Raw genomic sequence first — 22,366 nt, forward strand, 5'->3', positions numbered from 1 at the left:
TCATGCAAATGAGCCAACACACCGACATGATTCTCAGCGATCCCAGGAACGTGGTGGATCTGGACGTCGGCAAACCCGTGCGCTGGGGTATGCTGCTGATGCTCGCCGGCTTCGGCGGTTTCCTCCTGTGGTCCTGGATGGCGCCGCTGGATGCCGGCGTGGTCGCGACAGGCACGGTAAAAATCACCAGCAATCGCAAAGCCGTGCAGCACCTGAGCGGCGGTACCGTGGAGGCCATTCTTGTTCGCGAAGGCGATACAGTGAAAAAGGGCCAGGAGGTGGTCCGCCTCGACTCGTTGCGTGCCGCGGCCGAACAGGGTGCAGTCAGCGCCCAGTACATCGTCAGCAAGACAGTGGAAAACCGCCTGGAAGCGGAACGTGACGGCCGCGATGTGGTGAACTTCGATCCCGAATTGCTCAAGCGCTTCGGGAATGACCCGCGCCTGATGGCCGCCATGGATCTGCAACAACGCCTGCTGGACACCCGACGCGCCGGCCTCGCTGGCGAAATCAGCATCCTGCAGGAGAACCTCGCGGCGTCGTCAGTGCAGCTCAAGGGTCTGCAGCAGGTCTATGGCGCCCGCGCCTCGCAGATCAACTTCCTCAATCAGGAACTGAAAGGCACCCGCACGCTGGCGACCGAAGGCTATGTCCCGCGCAACCGCCTGCTTGAGCTGGAACGCAGCAATGCCGACCTCTCCGCCGGCCAGGCCGAGAACCTCAACAACATTGCTCGTGTGCGTAGCCAGACCACCGAAATCAAGCTGCGCATCCTGCAGCGCCAGCACGATTACCTGAAGGAAGTCGAATCGCAGCTCACCGACACCGCCAAGGAAAACACCACCCTGGCCGACCGCTTGCGTGCGCTGGACTATGAAGTGACCCACACGGTGATTCGATCGCCCATCGATGGCATGGTCCAGTCCCTGAGTATCGCCACCATCGGCGGGATCATTCAGCCCGGCTTCAAGATCATGGAAATCGTTCCGGACAACGAACCGCTGCAGGTCGACGCGATGATTCCCGTACAGGCCATCGACAAGATGGTCCCCGGCCTGCCCGTGGACATCGCCTTCCCGGCCTTCAACCATGCCCGGACGCCCAATATCCCCGGTCGTGTGAAGACCATCTCCGCCGACCGCCTGCTCGACGAGGAAAGCAAGCAACCGTTCTATCTGGCTCAGGTAGAAGTCACGCCCGATGGCATGAGCCTTCTTGGCAGCAATCACATTCGTCCCGGTATGCCCGCCAGCGTCACCATAAAGACTGGCGAGCGCAACATGATGAGCTATCTTCTCAAACCAATGCTCGAGCGTGTTGACAGCTCATTCAAGGAACAATGAAATGGAACGTCATGGCCTGTTCTTCTGCCTGCTGGCGCTGTCCCTCCCGACCAGTGCCATGGACCTCAAACAAGCCTGGGATTTGTTGCAATATCAAGGCCCCGTCTATCGCGCCGCCGTGCATGAAAAGGAGGCCGGTGCGCAAAACCGCGACATCGGCAGGGCCGGCCTGCTACCACAGATCAGTGCCTCGGCCTACGACAACAAGGTCAATGGCACCCAACGCCAAGGCGGCGTCGAAAGAGATCTCGACTACACCTCCAAGGGCGCTAACGTGCGCCTGCGCCAGCCGCTGTTCAACAAACAGAAGATGGCCGAGTACCGCCAGGGCAAGCAGCGTGCCGACTACAGCGTCGCGGTGTTCGATGCCAAGAGTCAGGACGCCGCAGTGCGCCTGGCTGAAAGCTATTTCGACGTGCTCCTGGCCAGCGAAACCATCACCCTTGCCAAGTCCAAACTGAACGCCTTCGACGAGCAACTCGCTTCGGCGAAACGGCGCATGGAGTTGGGGGCCGGCACCGTCACCGACATCGACGAGTCGGCCGCTCGCCGCGACCTCGCCGCGGTTGAGCTGATCGAAGCGCAGGACAACCTGGTGAACTCGCGCCGCAAGCTTGAGGAATTTATCGGTGAAACCCCCGAATCGCTGACCACCCTGCGTCCGACCTTCGATACACCACCGCTGCTACCGGGCAACCTGCAAGACTGGTTGGTCAAAGCCCAGGCCGACAGCCCGCTGATCCATGCGCGCCGTCATAGCAGTGACCTCGCCGAAGAAGAAGTGAAACGCGCCAAGGCCGGTCACTGGCCAACACTGGATTTCGTGGCCGGCTACACCGCGGGGGATAGCCAATCAATCTCCGAGTTGAATCAACGCAACCGCTACGGCTCAGTCGGGCTGGAAGTAAACTTTCCGTTGTACAGCGGTGGCGGCACCACCGCGTTGACACGCCAGGCGAGTGCCAATAGCTATAAGGCCCAGGACGAACTCGACGCCACGCGCCAGGAAGTCATCACCGGTACCACCCGTGAGTATCGCGGCGTAGAGAGCGGCGCCCAACGTATTCACGCGCTGGAGAGGGCCGTGGAATCCAACGAACGCTCACTGAATTCGACACGCAAGGGCTTCAAGGAGGGGGGCACCAGCACCAATGCGGACGTCCTCAATGCCGAAGAACTGCTCTTCGTTGCGCGCCACGATCTGTTCGAGGCCAAGCTGCGCTACTTGATGTCGCGCCTGCGCCTGGCCTCTTCGGTGGGCAGTCTGGGCGACGACGATATCGACCACATCAACGACTACCTCGGCCCGGAACTGTTGGTCACCAACTGACGTTCACCTGCGCGGCAAAACCCAGGCACGCAACAGCGTGCCTTTCACCCACCTCTGCGTTTCTGAACGGACGCTAATCGTAGAACGGCGCAACCAACGCCCGACTGCCGACGAAAAAGCTGTCGGCAACCAGTCGCAGTGGCTGGAGGTCCAGGTCACTGGCTTTGTCGCCAATCAGCTGTTGAAAATGTCGATACACCGCCGCGTACTCGCCTTCCTCCGATACGGCTTGGCGCACGCCGTCGATGCTCAACAGAGCGCCACCGTTGTCCAGTCTCAGGATGCCTTCGGTACAGCGAATCTCGATGCTCCAAAGTTCTTCGTGACCGTGGTCGAAATCGAACTCCGCGCGAACATCGAGGTGGCGCGCATCAGACATTTTGATGGAAGCGGCGATAGGCGACTGGCAGTTGCTGGGGACTCGCAGTTCGGCAGACTCAACAAACAGCGGCAGCGCCAGCAGATGGGTTGCAATCGACAAGGCATTGATGCCGGGATCGAAGACGCCCAGGCCTCCGGGTTGCCAGATCCACGCCTGGCCTGGGTGCCACTTGCGCACGTCTTCCTTCCAGTCGATCTGTACGCTTTGCAGGGTGCGGGTGGCCAGCCAGTGGCGGGCGGCTTCGATGCCGGGCGCGTAGCGTGAATGCCAGGCGAACAGACCGCTGACGCCTTGCTCATCGACCTGATTCACCAACGCCATCGCTTCACCCAACGTGGCGCACGGCGGCTTTTCGACCAGCACGTGTTTGCCAGCGGCCAGCGCTTGTTGCACCAGAACGAATCGTCCTTGCGGCGGTGTGCAAAACGCAATCGCATCGACGGCCGGGCCGTTTTCGAGCAGCTCACTCAGGGACTGAAAGTTCGCCACCCCGGCGCAGGGCGGACCTTGTGTTGCGACAGAGACCAACTGGAACGCGGGGTTGGCGTTGATAGCGGGGACGTGTTGATCCTGGGCAATCTTGCCGTAGCCCACCAGACCGAGACGGATCGGTTGCATCAATGACTCCTGGTTTTTTTTCTTGTCTAGGGAAGCGAACTGGCAAGGTTACGTTTGTATAGCGGGGAAGTCATTGATGGCGTGCTTTCGGATGTGCCCCCGATTCCGGAGTGAACTCCCCACTATTGGGTGCCATTCCCCCGCAGTATCCCCGCCTCGACCAGCACAAAATTTCAGCCTCTGACCACTGTTTTCCGGGCCTTCAGGTCATTGCACATCTTTTGTCACAGTCCTTGCAACGTAATGACCGAGTGAGCTTCTCCCGTTCATGAAAGGTGGAGAGTCGAGGAGCCGTACCTATCACCATTGGCTTGCAGGATGAAGTAACCCTGTCAATTCAATGGAAGTGCTGAAGTCATCCTCTGCAACCGTCCTGGGGAAACGCTTATGAACCACCCCACCTGCAAACACGCGCCCAGGCCAGATGAATTACTGGCCGCCTTTGTCCACACCCTGATCTACCGGGTGATCAAACCTTTTGTTCGCCGTTTTTTATGCTTGCTGGCCTGCCTGCTTACGGTAACGCTGGTGGCGGCCGACGAACCTCAGGGCAATGACAATCAGGAGAATGAGAAGTGGCTGGAGCCGGCACGCTCCAGGCTCATGCATGTGATTGGCGGGATGCCGTTCTTTCCGCATCGGGCCAATACCACCGGCAACCTGGTGTTGAATGTAAAAGACTTCGACAATGCCCAGGTATGTGGTGCTTGCCATACGGAGATCTACAAGCAGTGGCGTTCGTCGATGATGTCCCAAGCCTGGGATGAACCCATCTATCGGGCCTTGCTCAAACGTGCGAGTTCGGCCACCGAGGGGAAGGTCGATAACTTCTGCACTGGCTGCCATACCCCGATTGGTCTCACGACCGGGCAGATCAATTCGGAACTCAACCGTTCCTCGATTGAAGACAGCGAAAAAAATCATCCGATGCCTGGGGTCGATTGCGAGACCTGCCACAACATTAGTGCCCGCACAGGCCTCGATAACGGCGCCTATGTCCTGAGCCCTCGAGCGCACGGTAAACCGACCAAGTTCGGCCCGCGCAAAGATGCCGTTTCGCCCTATCACGACACCGTTTATTCCGCTCTGCACACGCGCTCTGACTTTTGCGGCACCTGCCACAACGTCACGCACCCGTTCAGCGGTGTGGCGGTCGAACGAACCTATGACGAATGGCAGGAGAGCGCCTACAGCCTTAACGACATTACCTGCCAGAGCTGCCATATGCCGGGTTTTGCGGGTAAGGCCGCGATCATGGGGCCAGACCGCGAACAGGTCGCCTCGCATTGGTTCAGCGGCGCCAACGCTATGATGCTCCAGCATCTCGGTCAGGACGCGGGCGCGCAACGCGGGCGCGACATGCTCGCACGCGCGGGGGAAATAACGTTCCAGCAATTGCCGGCAACCATCATTCCCGGGCAATACACCTCGGTCGCCGTCAAAGTTGCCAATGTCGGCGCCGGGCACAAGCTGCCGACCGGCTTTCCGGAGGGACGGGAGATGTGGATCGATTTCCGGGTGCTGGATGCCAGTGGTCGCGAGCTCTATCGGCTGGGCTCGATCAAGGACGGCAAGACTGAGGACAACACCCGAAATTTCAAAGTGCACATAGGCGACAAGGACGGCAATCCGTTGGACGTCGAGGTCTGGAATGCCACACAAATTCTCTGGGACAACCGCATTCTGCCCAAAGGCTACGATATTGGAGTGTTCACTTTCCTGGTGCCGGCCGACGCCGTCGGGCCGCTCTCGTTGACTGCCGAACTGAACTACTGGCCGTTTTCGCAGAAGCTGGCCGACTACCTGCTTGGCAAAGATAAGTTACAGGTGGAAATCACCCAGATGGCCAAAGTCACGCAGAGCGTACCCCTGTCGACAAGCCTGCCCGTCGTCGGTGCAAACACTGCGCACTTCTAGCTGCGCAGTGTCGACGTTCAGGCTGGCCCCGATCATTGCGGGTGCGCCGTCTATTTACGCCTTACGGGAGATACAACTGCGACCGCCGATCCCGATGCAAATCATTACGCGCACTGATTCGCTTGTTCCGCGCCTCAGCAAGGTTCAGCGTCGCCAGCAAAATCTGCTCGCCACCCTGCTCCGCCGGCCCGGCCACAGGGTAGCCATCGGCATCGACGATCACCGAGCCCTGCACCCAACTCACCCCGCGTTCATGACCATGCCGATCACACGCGGCGATGAACATTCGGTTGACCGAGGCGTTGGCCTGGACCCGCACCACTTCGGCCGGACGCTCGGTTTGCGGCCGTGGCCCATCGGGCCAATTGACTGGTGCGCAGAGCAGGTCCGCACCGGCCAGCGCCGGCAGTCGCACCCATTCGGGGAATTCCAGGTCGTAGCAAATCAGCATGCCAATCCGACCATGAACGGTTTCTACAACTGGCGGCGCGTCGTTTCCGGCGCTGAAGATTTCGTTCTCGCCATCCCAGAGGTGCGCCTTGCGGTACACGGCGCGCAGGCCTTGGGCATCGATCATCGCCGCGCTGTTGGCCAGTTCATCGCCGGCTAACCGCTCGCAGAATCCACCCACCACCACGATGCTCAATTCCCGGGCCAGCGCCGTCCACAGACGCAAGGTCGGCCCTTCGACGGTTTCCGCCAGGGACAGGGCTTCGCTGCGGTCGGCAAACAAGTAGCCGCTCTGGACCAGCTCAGGCAGCACCACCACCTGGGCGCCCTGGTAAGCCGCCGAGCGAATCGCCCGTTCGGTCAGCTTCCGGTTGTAAGCGAGGTCGCCTATTTTCGGCGCCAGTTGGCAGCAGGCGACCACGGTATTTTTGGTGCTGTTCAACGCCCCTCCTCCACAGACTGATGAGCCATGGAAACAATGTCGCTCTCGGTAATCGAGTCGATAATCCGGCGTTCGTACTCAAGGTCTATCGAACGGCTGAGCAGGTAATACGTCAGGCCCGAGACCAGCAGGCCCACCAGCCAGGCGATATCCACGCCCTCAAGCATCCGCGCCAACGGCCCGACGAATACCTCTTTGCCGGCCGCCGCATCAAAGATGTAGAAGAACGGCACCATGGCGGCGAAGCCAATCAGATAAGAGACGATGCCGCGAAATTGCCAGGCGCCGTAAATGCCCTTCGGCGTGAAGAAATGCGGGATCGCGTAGCGGCCTTTGCGCACGAAGAAGTAGTCCACCAGATTGACCGCGGTCCACGGCACGAGGAAGTACAGGAGCAGCACGAGGAAGGTGTTCAACAGGGCGATGCCATCGCCTTTGATCGACAGCACACAGGTCAACAGAATGACGCTGATCGCGGAGATCGACATCACCCGGGCGCGGGGTGTCGGTGTGATTTTTTTGATCGAATCCACACCCGTCAGTAACGTCAGCATGGCGCTGTAGGTGTTGAGCGCAATGATCGGCAGAAAGCCCGCCACCGAGACAATCACCAACACATTGCCCAGGCCTGGAATCATCGAAGAACCAACCTGATTCAGCGCCACCAGCGCATCCGCCGCTTTCAACTGCTGCGCAAGCCAGGCGCCGAGGCCGATCATCCAGCCACCCGACAACGACGCGCCGATGAATACCGCGGCGATCAGTTTTGGTCGACTGGTGTTTTTCGGCAGGTAACGGGAATAGTCAGAGACATAAGGTGCATAGGAAATGTTGTAGCTCGCGCCGATGGCAAACAGCGTGGCAAAGGCAATCCAGCTGAAACCCAGGTCGGTCGCCGGGGTGACGCCCTCCTGGCCTGCGCCGAACATCAAGGCGATGGTGACCAGCGCATACAGCGGCAACGTGGCGAGCAACGCCCACTTGAAGGCTTTGTGCATCAGGTCGTGGCCGTAGATCGACAGCAGTGCGCCGATCAACACCACAGCGACGGCAACAATGGTCGGGTCAATGCCAAACACATGTTCAAGGCCGTTCATGATCAGCGAGATGTTCACTACGTTGAAACCGACGAACACAAACATCGTCGCCATCAACGCCAGGATCACCCCGCGATAACCAAACTGCGCACGCGACTGGATCATTTGCGGCAGGCCCATTTCCGGGCCTTGCGAGCCATGAAACGCCATGAATATGGTGCCGAACATAATGCCCAGCGCACCGGCCAACATCGTCCACAGCGCCGACAAACCGAGGCTTGGGCCGACAAACCCGATGGAGATGGTGAAGAAGTGGAAGTTGCCTAGAAACCAGAAAGGGCCCTGGCTGCTGAGCTTGGCGTGACGTTCGTTTTCCGGAATGTAATCGATCGAGTGGCCTTCGATGGCCAACCCGTTGCTCGCCTCGATGGCTTGCGCAGATTGAGGGGACCCTGACATATGCGTGTTCCTATGCTGGTAATTGTTGTTTTTATGGGCAAAGCGCCGGTTTCATTGCAATGTAGGGCGTTGGTCAGGGCTGTAAAATATCGCAGGCACACTGTTTACATAGATCCACGTCGATGTAAGTGAGTATCAGGAGCACGCATGCTGGGAACTGTATCGGAACTGGATCTGCGTTTGATCCGGGTGTTTCTGACCGTCGTTGAGGCGGGCGGGATCTCGGCCGCGCAAACGGCGCTCAATACCACGCAACCCACCATCAGTGCGCAATTGGCGACGCTGGAAGCGCGGGTGGGGTTTCGTCTTTGCGAGCGCGGGCGCGGTGGGTTTTCGGTGACGCCCAAGGGCAGCCAGTTTGTCGAGGCGGCGCGCCGATTGCTGGCGGCTGCCGAAGGGTTCCGGGTTGAAGTCCAGCACATCAATCGCAAGGTATCGGGCAACATCAATATCGGCCTGCTCGGTCAAATCGACCCGGTGGCCAACAAGAAAATCGCCTTGGCCATTGCGCGGTTACGGTCGCGACATGAAGGGCTGTATTTCCATTTCACGGAGCTGTCGTCATCGCTGCTGGAAGAGAAAATCATCAACGGCCATATCGATCTGGCGATCGGCTATTTTTGGCACCGCCTGCCCAATATTGATTACTTTGCGTTGTTCCAGGAAACCCAGATCGCCTATTGCGCCCCCACTCATCCGCTGTTCGAGCAAGTGGGCGAACTGACCCGGGATGACGTCAGTGATTACGACTGGGTATGGCCCAGTCACCCCTTGCCGGAAATGCCGGCGCCCACCTCGATTGAACGATTGACGGTACTCACCGACAGCATGGACGGCGCCGCCCTGCTCATTCTGTCGGGCCAGCATTTGGGGTTTCTGCCGCAGCACTATGCGGCGAAGCATGAACAACTGGGGCAGTTGCATCCGCTGAATCCTGAACTGTTGCGCTATGAAGTCGGCTTTCATGCGGCGGTCAGGCATTCGGCGCGTCAGCGGGATCTGGTCAGTGCTTTTCTGACTGAGTTGATCGACATTTTCGGGGCTGTGTAAGCGTCAACGGGAATAAGCCCCTCACCCGTTTCAGATGCGGATTTCGCTGGTCGGCATGACATCGATCCGCGCCACGGGGCCCGTCAAGTGCGCCAGGTCTGCGTTGTGCTCGGTGATGATGTCTTCGGCGGCGAGGTTGCCGTTGTCGACGGTGGAATGCGCATCGGCGGCGAGCACGACGTCATAGCCCAGGTTCAGGGCCTGGCGGACAGTGGCGTTGATGCAATAGTCGGTTTGCAGCCCGCAGATGATCAGGCGGTCGATGCCCAAATCCTGCAATTGGGCTTGCAAGTGGGTTCGGTAGAACGAGTCTCGATTGGTTTTTCGCACGCGTAGGTCTTGCGGTGAAGTATCCAGGCTTTCGGCCAGTTGCCAGCCTTCGGAGCCGTGTTGCAGCTGGTCGCCCTTTTCTTCGTGCTGGATGAGGATGACCGGTATGCCTGCTTCGCGAGCCTTGGCACTGAGGCCGTTGATGTTCTCGATAACGCGCTTGATCTCAAAACATGCGTACTCGCCAGTGCACAGGGCGCGCTGGACGTCGATGATCAGCAGTGCGGTAGACATGAGCTTCCTCCCTTGAAAGGTCGGTGAATCGGCAACGGATTTAGAACCCGTTCCCTTTTAACTTGTAGCAGCTGCCGAGCCTGCGAGGCTGCGTTCGAGCGCGAAGCGATCGTAATCCAGCAAATGTGGTCTACCTGAACGAACGCGGTCAACCGATTTACGACTGCTACGCAGTCGAACGCAGCCTCGCAGGCTCGACAGCTGCTACGGGATCGGAGCCACCCTCAAGAATTTTGATGGCCCCGACCTGCCTCAATAACCGAGCGACAACCCGGTATTACGACGTGGGTCGTTCGCCCCATAGAAGCGGTTTTTGCCGACCGGTTTGCCCCCCAGCGACGGTGCGCCGACAAGAATTGCCGCCACATGGTTGGCATCCTGTGGTCCGGCAAACTTGTGCCCCCAACTTTCGAGCATCTTCACCGTATCAGGGCTGGTAGTGAAGGTCTCAAGGTTGGTTTCTTCCGGCAACCACTGCTGGTGGAAACGCGGTGCATCGACCGCTTCCTGGATGTTCATGCCGCAGTCGATCACGTTGAGCATGGTCAGCAAGGTTGCAGTGATGATGCGGCTGCCGCCAGGGGTGCCGACCACCATGACCACTTTGCCGTCCTTGGTGACGATGGTCGGGCTCATGGACGACAGCGGTGCCTTGCCGGGAGCGATGGCGTTGGCCTCCCCCTGCACCAGGCCGTACATGTTTGGCACGCCGATTTTCGAGGTGAAGTCGTCCATTTCATCGTTGAGGATGACCCCGGTTTTGCTGGCCATGACGCCGGCGCCGAACCAGTCGTTCAAGGTGTAGGTCACCGAAACCGCGTTGCCCCATTTATCGACGATGGAGTAATGGGTGGTGTTGCTGCCTTCATGGGGCGCGACGCCGGGTTTGAGCTCGCGGGACACACCGGCCTTTTGCGGGTCAATGGCGGTGCGGATTTTGGTGGCGTAGTTTTTATCCAGCAGATGGGCGATCGGGTTCTTCACGAAATCCGGGTCGCCCAGGTAGCTGTTGCGGTCCACGTAGGCGTGACGCATCGCTTCAATCTGGTAGTGCATGCTCTGGGCCGAGTGATAGCCCAGGTCTTTCATCGGATAGCCTTCGAGAATGTTCATGATCTCGCAAATCACCACGCCGCCAGAGCTGGGTGGCGGTGCCGAGACCACATGGTAGCCGCGGTAATCGCATTCAATCGGGGCCAGTTCGCGGGTCTTGTATTTGTCGAGATCGGCCTGGGTGATGATGCCCTTGTTGGCCTGGCTGGCGGTGACGATGGCATCGGCCACCCAGCCTTTATAGAAGCCGTCGGCGCCGTTCTCGGAGATTTCCCGCAGGGTCTTGCCGAGGTCTTTTTGCACCAGTTTCTGACCGACTTGCATCGGCTCGCCGTTGCTCAGGAAGATCGCACCGGAATCCTTGATGTCCTTCTTGAACACATCAGTGGCGTATTCCAGCAATTCGACATCGCCCTGCTCCAGCACAAAGCCGTCTTCGGCGAGCTTGATGGCCGGGGCGATCACTTCCTTGCGCGGTTTGGTGCCGTATTTCTTCAGCGCCAGCTCCATACCGGACACGGTGCCCGGCACGCCAACGGCCAGATGGCCACGAGTGCTCAGGTCAGGGACGACGTTGCCCGCCTTGTCGAGGTACATGTCGGCGGTGGCGGCCAGCGGTGCTTTTTCACGGAAGTCGAGGAAGGTCTTGCGCCCGTCCGCCAACTGAATGGTCATGAATCCGCCGCCACCCAGGTTGCCCGCTGCGGGATAAACCACCGCCAGCGCGTAACCGACCGCTACTGCGGCATCAACGGCATTGCCGCCGTTCTTGAGTACATCGACACCCACGTGACTGGCCAGATGCTGCGCGGTGACGACCATGCCGTTTTCGGCCGCAACCGGCGCCACGGAGGCCGCGTAAGCACTGAGGCAGCTGAGCGCCAACGAGGTCGCAATCAGCGATTTGGCAAAAGGTTCGAACTTCATGAGTCGGTCTCTTTTTGTTTTTAGGCTCTGTACGCAAACAGAGGGAAGGCTTCAAGAGCAGAGGCAAGTATGGCTGGGATTGCGTATTGCGCCTCCCCGTCGAGGCAGTATGCTTGGCCTCCTGCTCAGCCCATCCACGGAGTCCGCCGGCATGACGTTCACCTACATCACCCTGGCCTCCCCGGTGGGCGAGTTGAAGCTGGTCGCGAACGGCTCACGACTGGCAGCCATCCTCTGGGAAAACGACAAACCGGGCCGGGTGCGCCTTGGGCTAATGCGCGAGGCGCCGGATAATCCGATCCTGCTGCGCACCGCTCAGCAGCTGAAGGAATACTTTGCGGGCACACGCAATCGTTTCGACCTGGAACTGGAGTTTGCCGGCACGGAATTTCAGAAGAAGGTCTGGGCAGCGCTGCTGACCATTCCGTTTGGCGAGACCCGCAGTTACACCCAGATTGCCGAGCAGATCGGCAACCCCAGTGCGGTTCGGGCAGTGGGCGCGGCGAATGGCAAGAATCCGATTTCGATTGTTGCGCCGTGTCATCGGGTGATTGGTGCTTCGGGGAAATTGACGGGGTTCGCCGGTGGGCTTGAGGCGAAGGAGCAGCTGCTGACGCTGGAAGGTTGCGAGTGGTCAGGGGCCGGCAGGACGGGCGATTTGTTCTGATCAGCCGAAACGCAACCTGTAGCAGCTGCCGAGCCTGCGAGGCTGCGTCCGACTGCGCAGCAGTCGCAAACTCAGGCGCCACGGTTTATCTGGAACAGCGCAGTGAATGGTTTTACGACTGCTGCGCAGTCGGACGCAGCCTCGCAGGCTCGACAGCTGCTACGTTGATTAGCCCGCGGCGAAGATGTTTTTCATCGCCGCATACTGCAGCAACATGATGGTCTTCGCATCGCAGATCTCCCCACGATCAAACGCCGCCAGCGCCTCGTCAAACGACCACTCCAGCACTTCCAGTTCCTCGGTCTCCTCCTCCAGCCCGCCGCCCTCACTGACCTTGGAAGCTGCATCGTACTCAGCGATGAAGAAGTGCAGTTTTTCAGTCACCGAGCCTGGGCTCATGTAGGACTCGAACACCTTGTGCACATGGTGCACGCGATAACCGGTTTCTTCCTCCGCTTCTTCGCGGATGCGCTCTTCAGGCGCCGCACCTTCGAGCAGCCCCGCCGCGACTTCGATCAGCAACCCATCGTGGCCGTTGACGAACACCGGCAACCGGAACTGCCGGGTCAACACCACGGTTTTCTTTTCGCGGTTGAACAGCAGAATCGCCGCACCGTTGCCACGGTCGTAGACCTCGCGGGTCTGACGTTGCCATTCGCCATTGTTGCGCAGGTAATCGAAGGTGATTTTCTTGAGCAGGTACCAGTCGTGGGACAACACCTGGGACTCGATGAGGTTGACCCGCTCGGCTGTATTCGACATGACAACGCATCCCTTTTTCCGTCAGAAGGCGCCCATGTTAGGCGAAAACGAAAGCCTGGCGCTAAGAAAGCTGAGCCTTGTATTCCTTCACATATTGCCCTGCCAGCGTCTCTTTCTGTTTGTCGTCGAGTAGTTTGCCGGCCATCTGGAAAAACTTCTGCTCTTCCTCTTCCAGGTGGTGATTGACCTTCTCGGCGAGTTTCTTCGCGACTGCCAGCCAGGCCGGGCTGGACATCTCGGTCTCGTCCAGTTCTTCCATCATTTCGTCCATCGCGTGATGTTCTGCAATGGCATGACGGCTGAGGTCGACGCCGTTATCAAACTCCATCAGCGGGATGTAGAAATGCCGCTCTTCAGCGGTTTCGTGGGCCTGAAGTTCGGACTTGAGCTGCTTGTAAGCCTCGACCCGCTCCGGGGTGTCGCCGCTGGTCTGGATCAGCGCATCGGCGTAGGTGCGTTGGCGGTCGTGGCTTTCGCGCAAGGCTTCGAAAATATTCACGGAAGTGTCCTCATAGGCCGCGTTCTGGAATGACGCTGTTTAGGCTAGACATCTGCGCGCGAACGACGGTTCCACCTGACGACTGGAACAACGACCAGGTGACGCGATAGGCTTGGTAATGTTTTCCACCCCGGCCATAAGGAAATAGCTGATGACCCTGCGAATCGAACGGTCGCAAAACCCCACGGATGAAGAGCGCCAGGCGATCCTGCTGCCGTTGCGCGCCTATAACGCCGCAAAGGCCGGTGTCTCGACGCAGGAGCCCATTGCCTTGCTGGTGCGTGACGAAAGCGGCGAGATTCTCGGTGGGCTTCACGGTCGAGTGTTTTACCAATGGTTGTACATCGACCTGCTGTCGGTGCCGGAACAGGCCCGGGGACAGGGCATGGGCACAAAGCTGATGCAGATGGCCGAGGACCTGGCACGGGAGAAAGAATGCGTGGGGATCTGGCTCGACACCTTCGACTTCCAGGCGCCAGAGTTCTACAAGAAGCTCGGCTACAGCGAGTTAGGCCAGATCGCTGACTACCCGCCGGGCCACAAGCGCTTCTTTTTCCAGAAGCGCCTGACTTACTGATCCCACAGGGATACTGCATCGGCCTCAGAGGCAGGTCGCCAACGCCGCCAGTCGGCGCTTGGCGACAAAGTCGTCATGCTGCGCGTAATAATTCAGCACGGTGGCGGAAGCGTCGGTCTTCACGTCCACAAAGGACTCTGCCGAGCGCGTGTAAACGGTGGTGCCGCCCTTCTCGCCAGGCTGCAAATACGCGCCGGCATCGACACCGAACACCGCTTCGTCCTGCCAGGAAAACTGCACACACTGGGCGACGACTTTTTCCGGCTTGTCCGAGGTCAGGGTTTTGTACGGGGTTCCAGTGCGGGCGTCGTTCATCGTCGAGCCCGCGCATCCCGCCAGCAACGTTACGGCCAGCGCCACCATCAGAATTCGCATTGCGTTCGCTCATCAAGAAAAAGCGGACTGTATCACCGCGGCACGGCGTATCGTTCTGCTTTACTTCATTTATACCGCGACACCGAGTGACGATTCGCGCACCCTGTCGCGCCATTAACGCCGCATCGCCCGTTTTCCGGGCTCATTTTCTGGAAAGGTCATGACACCCAACGCCGAATATTACAAACCGACCGCTGAATATGCCGACAAGCTGATCAGCCAGATCGGTCAGACGCCATCCTGGATCGCCAAGCGAATTGGCGTCACCGACAAGCGGATCCGTTACATCCTCGACGGCGAAAGAACCGTCAAAGGTGAAACCACGCCGATTCAAATGACCTATCCCGAGCAGTTTGCCCTCGAATGCCTGGCAGCAGCGGCCAAGGCCAGCAAGAAGCAGTCTTCGTAACCCAGCCTCAAGGAGCGACCATGGCGGCAACCGAACAGCAACACGAGCAAGCGTTGAAGAGGTTTCTCGATGAGCGCCCTGAACTGCGCGTCGAACTCGACAACCTCAACCCGCTGTTGGCTCAGGCCAAGGGCGAGACCGCGGCGCAGTACCGCGAGGAGCGCTTGCATGAAGCCTTCGAAGCCGAGGCCGAGCGTCTGGGATTGTTTGCCTGGGAGCTGACGCTGCAACTGACTGCCGCGACGGCCGAGGACTATCAGGCACAGCGCCTGGAAGTGCACAAGGAAGTGGCCGAGATGGCCGGTATGGACTGGCTGGAGTATTGCGAGTTATATGGATTGAGTAAGTGACCATTTCGGTCGCTGCCTGAGGACGACCTTCGCTGATGTTGCCATCCCTCTCAACTGAACGCGCCAGTCCTGGCCATCTGCATACCCGCAAATGGCGCGGACGCATTGGCATGTCGCTGGTGGCCAGCCTTTCGGTGCTCGCGGGCATGACCGACGCCATCGGCTTCATGGCCAGCGGCGATTTTGTCTCGTTCATGAGCGGCAACACCACCCGCCTCGCCGTCGCCATCAGCGACGGCGACCTGGGCCTGACCTTGCGCCTGGTGATCCTCGTCGGCACCTTCATCGTCGGCAACGCCTTGGGAATTGTCGTCAGCCGCCTCGGCGGTCGCCGCGCGCTGCCCTTGCTGCTGTGCATCGCCACGCTGCTCTGCGGTGCCGCCGCCTGGCCCTACGACGAACAATTGCCAGCGCTGTTGGCGGCAATCATCGCCATGGGCATGCTCAATGCCGCCGTGGAAGAAGTGAACGGCCTGCCAGTCGGCCTGACCTACGTCACCGGAGCCCTGTCGCGCTTCGGTCGTGGGCTGGGACGCTGGATGCTCGGCGAACGGCGCAACGGTTGGCGCGTGCAACTGATCCCCTGGACCGGAATGTTTGCCGGCGCGGTACTCGGTGCCGTGCTGGAACATCACCTGGGGCTCAAGGCGTTGTTTGTCAGCGGTCTGCTGGCCGGCGCGGTCGGGCTGCTGTCGCTGAAAATCCCGCGGCGCTGGCAGCTGGGTTACATGCCACGCTGAATCTTGTGTGGCCCGCACAGACAACATCGATTTAGCCGCCCCGGCGATAAAGCTTTATCATGGCCGCAGTTTTACTGATCGAGTCCGTCATGAAGTTCGCCATCGCGCTGTTTTCCGCCGCCCATGCGCCCTCCTCGCGCCGCGCCCTGCTGTTCGCACAGGCTGCGCTGGCCGGTGGGCATGAGATTGTCCGGCTGTTTTTCTATCAGGACGGCGTCTACAACGCCTCTGGCAGTGTGGTCACGCCGCAGGATGAGCAGGACTTGCCCAAGCAATGGCGCAACTTCGTCACCGAGCATCAACTGGACGGCGTCGTGTGTATCGCGGCCGCCCTGCGTCGTGGCGTGTTGAACGAAGAAGAAGCCCGGCGTTATCAGCGTGAAGCCGTGGCGGTGGGCGCGCCGTGGGAATTGTCTGGTCTGGGCCAGTTGCATGACGCGGTGCAGGACGCTGACCGCCTGATCTGTTTCGGAGGCGCATGAGATGCCTAAATCCTTGCTGATTATCAGCCGTCAGGCGCCCTGGTCCGGGCCGAGTGCGCGGGAAGCGCTGGACATCGTGCTGGCCGGCGGTGCCTTTGATCTGCCGATCGGCTTGCTGTTTCTCGATGACGGGGTGTTCCAGCTCGCCGCGAAACAGGATGCCAAGGCCCTCCAGCAGAAAGACCTGAGCGCCAACCTGCAAGCCTTGCCGATGTTCGGCGTCGACGAGCTGTTTGTCTGTGGCGACAGTGCCGCTGAACGCGGCCTGGACCCGGTCGGTTTATCGCTTGAAGAAGCCCAGGTGCTGGCCGCCCACGAAATCACCGCACTTATTGACCGTTACGACCAGGTGATCACCCTCTGATGTCGACTTTGCATGTGTTGTCTCATTCCCCGTTCGGCGACGATCGCCTGACCAGTTGCCTGCGCTTGTTGGGCGCTGGCGATGCGCTGCTGCTGACTGGCGACGCTGCCTATGCGTTGCAACCGGGCACCGCGCCGTTCAATGCGCTGAACGCCCGGAATCTGAAACTGTTCGTACTGGCCGAAGACGCCCAGGCTCGCGCGCTGGAGATTCCTGACACGGTCACGGCCATCGATTACCCGGCCTTCGTCGAGCTGTCGATTCACTACGACAAGGTCAACAGTTGGCTATGAACTCCCTGACGGTCGGCGCCCGCGCCATCGAGTTGGACAAGGACGGTTTCCTGGTGGAACTGAGCGATTGGTCCTTTGAGGTGGCCAGCGCCCTGGCCGCCGCCGAAGACATCGAGTTGAGCCCCGAACACTGGGAAATCCTCGAACTGCTGCGTAGTTTCTATGCCGAATTCCAGTTGTCGCCGGCCACTCGTCCGCTGATCAAGTACACCGCGCTGAAGCTGGGCCCGGACAAAGGCAACAGCCTGCACCTGAACCGATTGTTCAAAGGCACCCCTGCCAAACTCGCCGCGAAACTGGCGGGCCTGCCCAAACCGACGAATTGCTTATGACCGACTATCCAGCGCTGACCCTCGAAACACCCGCCGAACACCCGTTCGCCCAGTTCGTGCGCATCCTCGGCAAAGGCAAACGCGGCGCCCGCGACTTGACCCGCGAGGAAGCCCGCGAAGCCATGGGCATGGTGCTCGACCACAAGGTCGAAGACACCCAGCTCGGTGCATTTCTGATGCTGTTGCGGCACAAGGAAGAAAGCGCCGAGGAGATGGCGGGGTTCACCGAAGCGTTGCGCGAACGTCTGAGTCCGCCAGCATTGGCTGTCGACCTGGACTGGCCGACGTATGCCGGCAAGAAACGTCATCTGCCGTGGTATCTGCTGGCGGCCAAGTGCCTGGCGCAGAACGGCGTACGGATTTTCATGCACGGCGGTGGTGCACATACGGCCGGTCGACTGTACAGCGAGCAATTGCTGGACGAGTTGAAGATTCCGTTGTGTCGCGACTGGCAGCAAGTGGGTGCAGCGCTCGATAACGGCGGTCTGGCCTTCATGCCGCTTGTGGATTGGGCGCCCCAACTTCAGCGCATGATCGACCTGCGCAACACCTTGGGCCTGCGCTCGCCAATCCATTCCCTGACGCGGATTCTCAATCCGCTGGGCGCTCGCTGCGGCCTGCAAAGCATTTTCCACCCCGGCTACCAAGCGGTGCATCGCGATGCGAGCGGCTTGCTCGGGGACACCGCAATCGTGGTGAAAGGCGACGGCGGCGAAATCGAGATCAACCCGGACGCCGACAGCCACTTGTACGGCACCACGGGCGGCGAAAGCTGGGACGAGGAATGGCCGCAGCTGTCGAGCCAGCGTCACGTCAAACCGGCCACCCTCGATCCCGAACATCTGAAAGCGGTGTGGCGTGGTGACGTGGTCGACAGCTACCCGCAAATGGCCTTGATCTCGACCATGGCCCTGGCCTTGCGCGGCCTCGGCCAAACCCGCGAACACGCCTTCGAAACCGCCCAGCAGTATTGGGACGCTCGGGACAAATCGATTTAACCGATCATAAGCGCCCAACCTTTGCGCTTTTTTATCGAACCTATGCGAATAGACTCCTCTCCAACGCTTATTGGCTGAGGAGTCTTGAACATGGGTTTGTTAGTTGAAGGTCGCTGGCATGACCAGTGGTACGAAAGCGGCAAGGACGGTACGTTCCAGCGTGAACAAGCGCAGCGTCGTAACTGGCTGACCGTCGACGGCAAGCCTGGCCCGACCGGTGTCGGTGGCTTTGCGGCCGAGGCCGGTCGCTATCATCTCTATGTGTCCCTCGCCTGCCCGTGGGCTCACCGCACGCTGATCCTGCACAAACTCAAAGGTCTCGAAAGCCTGATCGATGTGTCAGTGGTCAGTTGGCTGATGCTGGAAAACGGCTGGACCTTCGACCAGAACCTCGGATCGACCGGGGACAAGCTCGATCACTTCAATTTCATGCACCAGCGCTACACCGCCGATACCGCCGACTACACCGGCCGCGTCACCGTGCCGGTGCTCTGGGACAAACAGCAGAATCGCATCGTCAACAATGAATCGGCGGAGATCATCCGCATGTTCAATGGTGCCTTCGATGACTTGACGGGTAATGACCTGGATTTCTACCCGGCACCGCTACGAGGCGAGATCGACGCGCTGAACGAACGGATTTATCCGGCGGTGAACAATGGCGTGTATCGCGCCGGGTTTGCCACGTCGCAGCAGGCGTATGAAGAGGCGTTCGACAGGTTGTTCGAGGAGCTTGATCGACTGGAACAGCTATTGGGCGCCAATCGTTACCTGACGGGTGAATACCTGACCGAAGCTGATATTCGGCTGTTCACTACGTTGATTCGCTTTGATGCGGTGTATTACGGGCACTTCAAGTGCAACCTGCGGCGGATCGCCGATTATCCGAACCTGTCGAACTGGTTGCGGGAGATTTATCAGTGGCCGGGAATTGCCGAGACGGTGGACTTTACCCACATCAAGAATCACTACTACGGCAGCCACAAGACCATCAATCCGACCGGGATCGTGCCGAAAGGGCCGACGCAGGAATTCACAGCACCGCATGATCGCGAGCGGTTGAGCGGGAAAGGGGTTTGGCGCAGGGCCTGAGAACACACTCTGACCTGAGAGTGCTCGCGATCCATTGTGGCGAGGGAGCTTGCTCCCGCTGGGCTGCGCAGCAGCCCTAAAATCCCCACCAGGCTCTTTCTGATAGACCGCAAAACCGGAATTGGGGGTCGCTTCGCGACCCAGCGGGAGCAAGCTCCCTCGCCACAGCTCAGACTTGTGCCTGAGCGCCCTCGAACCACGCCAGTTTCTCGCGCAATTGCACCACTTCCCCAACGATCACCAGCGTCGGCGCATGCACTTCATGCTCCGCCACCAGGCTTGGCAAATCAGCCAACGTACCGGTAAACACCCGCTGATTAACGGTGGTGCCCTGCTGGATCAACGCCGCTGGTGTATCCGCAGCGCGACCATGCTTGATCAACTGCTCGCAGATGATCGGCAAACCCACCAACCCCATGTAAAACACCAGGGTTTGCGCCGGCGCGACCAGGTCGGCCCACGGCAAATCGGTGGAACCGTCCTTCAGGTGCCCGGTGACAAAACGCACAGACTGCGCGTAATCACGGTGAGTCAGCGGAATCCCGGCATACGCCGCGCAACCGCTGGCGGCCGTGATACCCGGCACCACCTGGAACGGGATGCCATGGGCCGCCAGCTCTTCGATCTCTTCACCGCCGCGACCGAAGATGAACGGATCACCGCCCTTCAACCGCACGACCCGCTTGCCTTGCTTGGCCAAATCCACCAATTGCTGGTTGATCTGATCCTGAGGCACGGCGTGTTCGGCGCGACGCTTGCCGACGTAAATACGCTCGGCATCGCGACGGCACAAATCCAGAATCGCTGGCGCCACCAAGCGGTCATACAGCACCACATCGGCTTGCTGCATCAGCCGCAACGCACGGAACGTCAGCAAGTCGGGATCACCAGGGCCGGCGCCCACCAAGTAGACTTCGCCCGTTGCATTCGGCGCTTCACCGGCAATTTTCGCCAGCATCAAGCGCTCGGCTTCGGCGCCCTGCCCGGCCAGTTGCCGGTCGGCAATCGGGCCCTGGAACACGTCTTCCCAGAACGCCCGACGCTGCTGCACATCCGGGAACAGGTGTTTGACCTGGCTGCGAAAACGCGCGGCCAGGCCGGCCAGTTGACCGTAAGTGGAAGGAATCCAGGTTTCCAGTTTGGCGCGGATCAACCGCGCCAGCACTGGTGCGTCGCCGCCGCTGGAGACCGCTACGATCAAAGGAGAACGGTCGACGATCGCCGGGAAGATCACGCTGCACAAGGCTGGCGCGTCCACCACATTGACCGGTACACAACGCCGATGGGCATCGGCGGAGACTTGCGCGTTCAGCGGTTCGTCGTCGGTGGCGGCGATGATCAGCCCGCAACCGTCCAGGTCCGACTCAACGTAGCCGCGCACCAGACACTCACCACCACTGCCGGCAACCAGTTCGCGCAGTTGCGGTTCGATTTCAGGTGCGACCACCCGCAGCAGCGCACCGGCTTCGGCCAGCAGGCGGGATTTGCGCAAGGCAATCTCCCCCCCGCCGACGACCAAGACACGACTGCCGCGAAGGTTATGGAACAGCGGCAGATAGTCCATTTAGCCGATGACCTCAAGGCCACCCATGTACGGTTTCAGCACGTCCGGCACACGGATCGAACCGTCGGCTTGTTGGTAGTTTTCCAGCACCGCCACCAAGGTACGACCGACCGCCAGGCCGGAACCGTTCAGGGTGTGAACCAGTTCAGGCTTACCGGTTTCCGGGTTACGGAAACGCGCTTGCATGCGACGGGCCTGGAAGTCGCCGCAGTTGGAGCACGACGAAATCTCGCGGTATTTGTCCTGGCTAGGGATCCACACTTCCAGGTCGTAGGTCTTGACCGCGCTGAAGCCCATATCGCCAGTGCACAGTGCAATGGTGCGATAAGGCAGCTCGAGCAATTGCAGGACTTTTTCAGCGTTGGCCGTCAGACCTTCCAGCGCTTCCATCGAGGTCGACGGCTCAACGATCTGGACCATTTCAACCTTGTCGAACTGGTGCTGACGGATCATGCCGCGCGTATCGCGACCCGAAGCACCGGCTTCACTGCGGAAGCATGGGGTGTGGGCGACGAACTTGATCGGCAGCAGTTTCGAATCGACGATTTCGCCAGCGACAATGTTGGTCAGCGACACTTCGGCGGTCGGGATCAGGTACAGATCGGCTTCGCCTTCGCGAGCGATCTTGAACAGGTCTTCTTCGAATTTCGGCAACTGACCGGTGCCTTGCAGCGCCGGCGCTTGAACCAGATAAGGCGTGTACGCCTCTTCGTAACCGTGTTCGCTGGTGTGCAGGTTGATCATGAACTGCGCCAGGGCGCGGTGCATACGAGCAATCGGACCACGCAACAGGGCGAAACGGGCGCCGGACAGCTTGGCGGCGGTTTCGAAGTCCAGCCAGCCGAATTTCTCGCCCAGGGCGACGTGGTCCAGAACCGGGAAGTCGAACGCGGTCGGGGTGCCCCAGCGGCGCACTTCGACGTTGCCGTCTTCGTCATCACCGATCGGCACGGATTCGTGCGGCAGGTTCGGGATGCCGAGCAGAATCGAATCCAGATCGGTCTGGATCGCGTCCAGCTCGACTTTACCGGCGCTCAATTCGTTCGCCATGCGCTCGACGTCGGCCATCAGCGGTGCGATGTCTTCGCCGCGCTGCTTGGCCTGGCCGATGGATTTGGAGCGCGCGTTACGGTCAGCCTGCAGTGCTTCGGTGCGGGTCTGGACGGTCTTGCGCTGTTCTTCCAGCGCTTCGATGCGCGCAACATCCAGCGTGTAGCCACGGGATGCCAGGCGGTCCGCTACGTCCTGAAGGTTGCTACGTAACAGTTTGGAATCGAGCATGTCGGTCTC

At 59.9% G+C, this 22,366-nt stretch carries 25 protein-coding genes; 15 read left to right on the forward strand and 10 right to left on the reverse strand.

Annotated features, from left to right (window positions below):
- Positions 1-2: 2 nt before the first annotated feature.
- Positions 3-1,343, forward strand: coding sequence for an HlyD family type I secretion periplasmic adaptor subunit (locus ABH912_RS09760; protein WP_429510538.1), 1,341 nt, complete (start codon positions 3-5; stop codon positions 1,341-1,343).
- 1 nt (position 1,344) lies between these two features.
- Positions 1,345-2,673: a TolC family outer membrane protein gene (locus ABH912_RS09765; RefSeq protein WP_033059938.1), complete on the forward strand. Its 1,329-nt coding sequence runs from the start codon at positions 1,345-1,347 to the stop codon at positions 2,671-2,673.
- A 73-nt stretch (positions 2,674-2,746) separates the two neighbouring features.
- On the opposite strand, the gene ABH912_RS09770 is transcribed toward ABH912_RS09765, so the two are convergent.
- Positions 2,747-3,673, reverse strand: a complete 927-nt coding sequence (locus ABH912_RS09770; RefSeq protein WP_429510539.1) for a Gfo/Idh/MocA family protein — start codon at positions 3,671-3,673, stop codon at positions 2,747-2,749.
- 387 nt (positions 3,674-4,060) lie between these two features.
- Here ABH912_RS09770 and ABH912_RS09775 point away from each other — a divergent pair, with 387 nt between their 5' ends.
- Entirely contained in the window at positions 4,061-5,590 is a 1,530-nt protein-coding gene (locus ABH912_RS09775) for a multiheme c-type cytochrome (RefSeq protein WP_429510540.1), read from the forward strand.
- Positions 5,591-5,651: 61 nt separating this feature from the next.
- On the opposite strand, the gene ABH912_RS09780 is transcribed toward ABH912_RS09775, so the two are convergent.
- A complete protein-coding gene (locus ABH912_RS09780) occupies positions 5,652-6,482 on the reverse strand; it encodes a nitrilase family protein (RefSeq protein WP_033059934.1) in 831 nt (276 codons plus the stop codon).
- Complete coding sequence (locus ABH912_RS09785) at positions 6,479-7,978, reverse strand: purine-cytosine permease family protein (RefSeq protein ID WP_429510541.1); 1,500 nt, start codon at positions 7,976-7,978, stop codon at positions 6,479-6,481. The genes ABH912_RS09780 and ABH912_RS09785 overlap by 4 nt, the downstream gene beginning before the upstream one ends.
- Positions 7,979-8,125: 147 nt before the next feature.
- Between ABH912_RS09785 and ABH912_RS09790 the strand changes: the two genes are divergently transcribed.
- Positions 8,126-9,028, forward strand: coding sequence for a LysR family transcriptional regulator (locus tag ABH912_RS09790; protein WP_140894216.1), 903 nt, complete (start codon positions 8,126-8,128; stop codon positions 9,026-9,028).
- Between the two features lie 30 nt (positions 9,029-9,058).
- Here ABH912_RS09790 and ABH912_RS09795 read toward each other — a convergent pair whose 3' ends face one another.
- Positions 9,059-9,592, reverse strand: a complete 534-nt coding sequence (locus tag ABH912_RS09795) for a cysteine hydrolase family protein (RefSeq protein WP_429510542.1) — start codon at positions 9,590-9,592, stop codon at positions 9,059-9,061.
- Positions 9,593-9,844: 252 nt separating this feature from the next.
- Positions 9,845-11,572: a gamma-glutamyltransferase gene (gene ggt, locus ABH912_RS09800; protein ID WP_429510543.1), complete on the reverse strand. Its 1,728-nt coding sequence runs from the start codon at positions 11,570-11,572 to the stop codon at positions 9,845-9,847.
- Positions 11,573-11,723: 151 nt separating this feature from the next.
- On the opposite strand from ggt, the gene ABH912_RS09805 reads away from it, so the two are divergent.
- Positions 11,724-12,239, forward strand: a complete 516-nt coding sequence (locus ABH912_RS09805) for a methylated-DNA--[protein]-cysteine S-methyltransferase (protein WP_429510544.1) — start codon at positions 11,724-11,726, stop codon at positions 12,237-12,239.
- A gap of 168 nt (positions 12,240-12,407) precedes the next feature.
- On the opposite strand, the gene ABH912_RS09810 is transcribed toward ABH912_RS09805, so the two are convergent.
- Together ABH912_RS09810 and ABH912_RS09815 are read right to left on the reverse strand one after the other, a co-directional pair.
- Positions 12,408-13,001, reverse strand: a complete 594-nt coding sequence (locus tag ABH912_RS09810) for an NUDIX domain-containing protein (protein WP_033057014.1) — start codon at positions 12,999-13,001, stop codon at positions 12,408-12,410.
- A 61-nt stretch (positions 13,002-13,062) separates the two neighbouring features.
- On the reverse strand, positions 13,063-13,500 hold the full coding sequence (locus ABH912_RS09815) for a hemerythrin domain-containing protein (protein ID WP_033057017.1): 438 nt from the start codon (positions 13,498-13,500) through the stop codon (positions 13,063-13,065).
- Between the two features lie 151 nt (positions 13,501-13,651).
- Here ABH912_RS09815 and ABH912_RS09820 point away from each other — a divergent pair, with 151 nt between their 5' ends.
- Entirely contained in the window at positions 13,652-14,077 is a 426-nt protein-coding gene (locus ABH912_RS09820) for a GNAT family N-acetyltransferase (protein ID WP_429510545.1), read from the forward strand.
- Positions 14,078-14,101: 24 nt separating this feature from the next.
- On the opposite strand, the gene ABH912_RS09825 is transcribed toward ABH912_RS09820, so the two are convergent.
- Entirely contained in the window at positions 14,102-14,452 is a 351-nt protein-coding gene (locus ABH912_RS09825) for a hypothetical protein (RefSeq protein ID WP_033057021.1), read from the reverse strand.
- Positions 14,453-14,612: 160 nt separating this feature from the next.
- Between ABH912_RS09825 and ABH912_RS09830 the strand changes: the two genes are divergently transcribed.
- The 9 genes from ABH912_RS09830 to ABH912_RS09870 all read left to right on the forward strand — a co-directional run bounded on the left by ABH912_RS09830 (position 14,613) and on the right by ABH912_RS09870 (position 19,512).
- Positions 14,613-14,861 carry a hypothetical protein gene (locus ABH912_RS09830; protein WP_008154823.1) on the forward strand — a complete coding sequence of 83 codons (249 nt, stop codon included), beginning with the start codon at positions 14,613-14,615 and terminating at the stop codon, positions 14,859-14,861.
- Positions 14,862-14,881: 20 nt separating this feature from the next.
- A complete protein-coding gene (locus ABH912_RS09835) occupies positions 14,882-15,211 on the forward strand; it encodes a DUF6388 family protein (RefSeq protein ID WP_033057023.1) in 330 nt (109 codons plus the stop codon).
- Positions 15,212-15,246: 35 nt separating this feature from the next.
- A complete protein-coding gene (locus tag ABH912_RS09840) occupies positions 15,247-15,951 on the forward strand; it encodes a YoaK family protein (protein WP_033057024.1) in 705 nt (234 codons plus the stop codon).
- 89 nt (positions 15,952-16,040) lie between these two features.
- On the forward strand, positions 16,041-16,433 hold the full coding sequence (tusD, locus tag ABH912_RS09845) for a sulfurtransferase complex subunit TusD (protein WP_429510546.1): 393 nt from the start codon (positions 16,041-16,043) through the stop codon (positions 16,431-16,433).
- 1 nt (position 16,434) lies between these two features.
- Entirely contained in the window at positions 16,435-16,797 is a 363-nt protein-coding gene (gene tusC, locus ABH912_RS09850) for a sulfurtransferase complex subunit TusC (protein WP_429510547.1), read from the forward strand.
- Positions 16,797-17,090: a sulfurtransferase complex subunit TusB gene (tusB, locus tag ABH912_RS09855; protein WP_429510548.1), complete on the forward strand. Its 294-nt coding sequence runs from the start codon at positions 16,797-16,799 to the stop codon at positions 17,088-17,090. The genes tusC and tusB overlap by 1 nt, the downstream gene beginning before the upstream one ends.
- Complete coding sequence (locus ABH912_RS09860) at positions 17,087-17,422, forward strand: TusE/DsrC/DsvC family sulfur relay protein (RefSeq protein WP_033057029.1); 336 nt, start codon at positions 17,087-17,089, stop codon at positions 17,420-17,422. The genes tusB and ABH912_RS09860 overlap by 4 nt, the downstream gene beginning before the upstream one ends.
- Complete coding sequence (locus tag ABH912_RS09865) at positions 17,419-18,420, forward strand: glycosyl transferase family protein (protein ID WP_429510549.1); 1,002 nt, start codon at positions 17,419-17,421, stop codon at positions 18,418-18,420. Before ABH912_RS09860 ends, ABH912_RS09865 begins: the two co-directional genes overlap by 4 nt.
- Before the next feature lie 90 nt (positions 18,421-18,510).
- On the forward strand, positions 18,511-19,512 hold the full coding sequence (locus ABH912_RS09870) for a glutathione S-transferase family protein (RefSeq protein WP_429510550.1): 1,002 nt from the start codon (positions 18,511-18,513) through the stop codon (positions 19,510-19,512).
- Between the two features lie 169 nt (positions 19,513-19,681).
- On the opposite strand, the gene cysG is transcribed toward ABH912_RS09870, so the two are convergent.
- Both cysG and serS read right to left on the reverse strand, forming a co-directional pair.
- Entirely contained in the window at positions 19,682-21,076 is a 1,395-nt protein-coding gene (cysG, locus tag ABH912_RS09875; protein ID WP_033057037.1) for a siroheme synthase CysG, read from the reverse strand.
- Positions 21,077-22,357, reverse strand: coding sequence for a serine--tRNA ligase (gene serS, locus ABH912_RS09880; RefSeq protein ID WP_033057038.1), 1,281 nt, complete (start codon positions 22,355-22,357; stop codon positions 21,077-21,079).
- Between the last annotated feature and the right edge of the window lie 9 nt (positions 22,358-22,366).

The organism is Pseudomonas sp. BT76 TE3572 (assembly GCF_050435365.1).
Classification (GTDB): Bacteria; Pseudomonadota; Gammaproteobacteria; order Pseudomonadales; family Pseudomonadaceae; genus Aquipseudomonas; species Aquipseudomonas fluorescens_W.

Coding starts and splice junctions, on each gene's coding strand:
- serS (WP_033057038.1), bottom strand. CDS start 22,357: ATGCTCGATTCCAAACTGTTACGTAGCAACCTTCAGGACGTAGCGGAC.
- ABH912_RS09785 (WP_429510541.1), bottom strand. CDS start 7,978: ATGTCAGGGTCCCCTCAATCTGCGCAAGCCATCGAGGCGAGCAACGGG.
- ABH912_RS09760 (WP_429510538.1), top strand. CDS start 3: ATGCAAATGAGCCAACACACCGACATGATTCTCAGCGATCCCAGGAAC.
- tusC (WP_429510547.1), top strand. CDS start 16,435: ATGCCTAAATCCTTGCTGATTATCAGCCGTCAGGCGCCCTGGTCCGGG.
- ABH912_RS09810 (WP_033057014.1), bottom strand. CDS start 13,001: ATGTCGAATACAGCCGAGCGGGTCAACCTCATCGAGTCCCAGGTGTTG.
- ABH912_RS09830 (WP_008154823.1), top strand. CDS start 14,613: ATGACACCCAACGCCGAATATTACAAACCGACCGCTGAATATGCCGAC.
- ABH912_RS09805 (WP_429510544.1), top strand. CDS start 11,724: ATGACGTTCACCTACATCACCCTGGCCTCCCCGGTGGGCGAGTTGAAG.
- cysG (WP_033057037.1), bottom strand. CDS start 21,076: ATGGACTATCTGCCGCTGTTCCATAACCTTCGCGGCAGTCGTGTCTTG.
- ABH912_RS09870 (WP_429510550.1), top strand. CDS start 18,511: ATGGGTTTGTTAGTTGAAGGTCGCTGGCATGACCAGTGGTACGAAAGC.
- tusB (WP_429510548.1), top strand. CDS start 16,797: ATGTCGACTTTGCATGTGTTGTCTCATTCCCCGTTCGGCGACGATCGC.
- ABH912_RS09775 (WP_429510540.1), top strand. CDS start 4,061: ATGAACCACCCCACCTGCAAACACGCGCCCAGGCCAGATGAATTACTG.
- tusD (WP_429510546.1), top strand. CDS start 16,041: ATGAAGTTCGCCATCGCGCTGTTTTCCGCCGCCCATGCGCCCTCCTCG.
- ggt (WP_429510543.1), bottom strand. CDS start 11,572: ATGAAGTTCGAACCTTTTGCCAAATCGCTGATTGCGACCTCGTTGGCG.
- ABH912_RS09825 (WP_033057021.1), bottom strand. CDS start 14,452: ATGCGAATTCTGATGGTGGCGCTGGCCGTAACGTTGCTGGCGGGATGC.
- ABH912_RS09770 (WP_429510539.1), bottom strand. CDS start 3,673: ATGCAACCGATCCGTCTCGGTCTGGTGGGCTACGGCAAGATTGCCCAG.
- ABH912_RS09835 (WP_033057023.1), top strand. CDS start 14,882: ATGGCGGCAACCGAACAGCAACACGAGCAAGCGTTGAAGAGGTTTCTC.
- ABH912_RS09860 (WP_033057029.1), top strand. CDS start 17,087: ATGAACTCCCTGACGGTCGGCGCCCGCGCCATCGAGTTGGACAAGGAC.
- ABH912_RS09865 (WP_429510549.1), top strand. CDS start 17,419: ATGACCGACTATCCAGCGCTGACCCTCGAAACACCCGCCGAACACCCG.
- ABH912_RS09795 (WP_429510542.1), bottom strand. CDS start 9,592: ATGTCTACCGCACTGCTGATCATCGACGTCCAGCGCGCCCTGTGCACT.
- ABH912_RS09820 (WP_429510545.1), top strand. CDS start 13,652: ATGACCCTGCGAATCGAACGGTCGCAAAACCCCACGGATGAAGAGCGC.
- ABH912_RS09840 (WP_033057024.1), top strand. CDS start 15,247: ATGTTGCCATCCCTCTCAACTGAACGCGCCAGTCCTGGCCATCTGCAT.
- ABH912_RS09790 (WP_140894216.1), top strand. CDS start 8,126: ATGCTGGGAACTGTATCGGAACTGGATCTGCGTTTGATCCGGGTGTTT.
- ABH912_RS09765 (WP_033059938.1), top strand. CDS start 1,345: ATGGAACGTCATGGCCTGTTCTTCTGCCTGCTGGCGCTGTCCCTCCCG.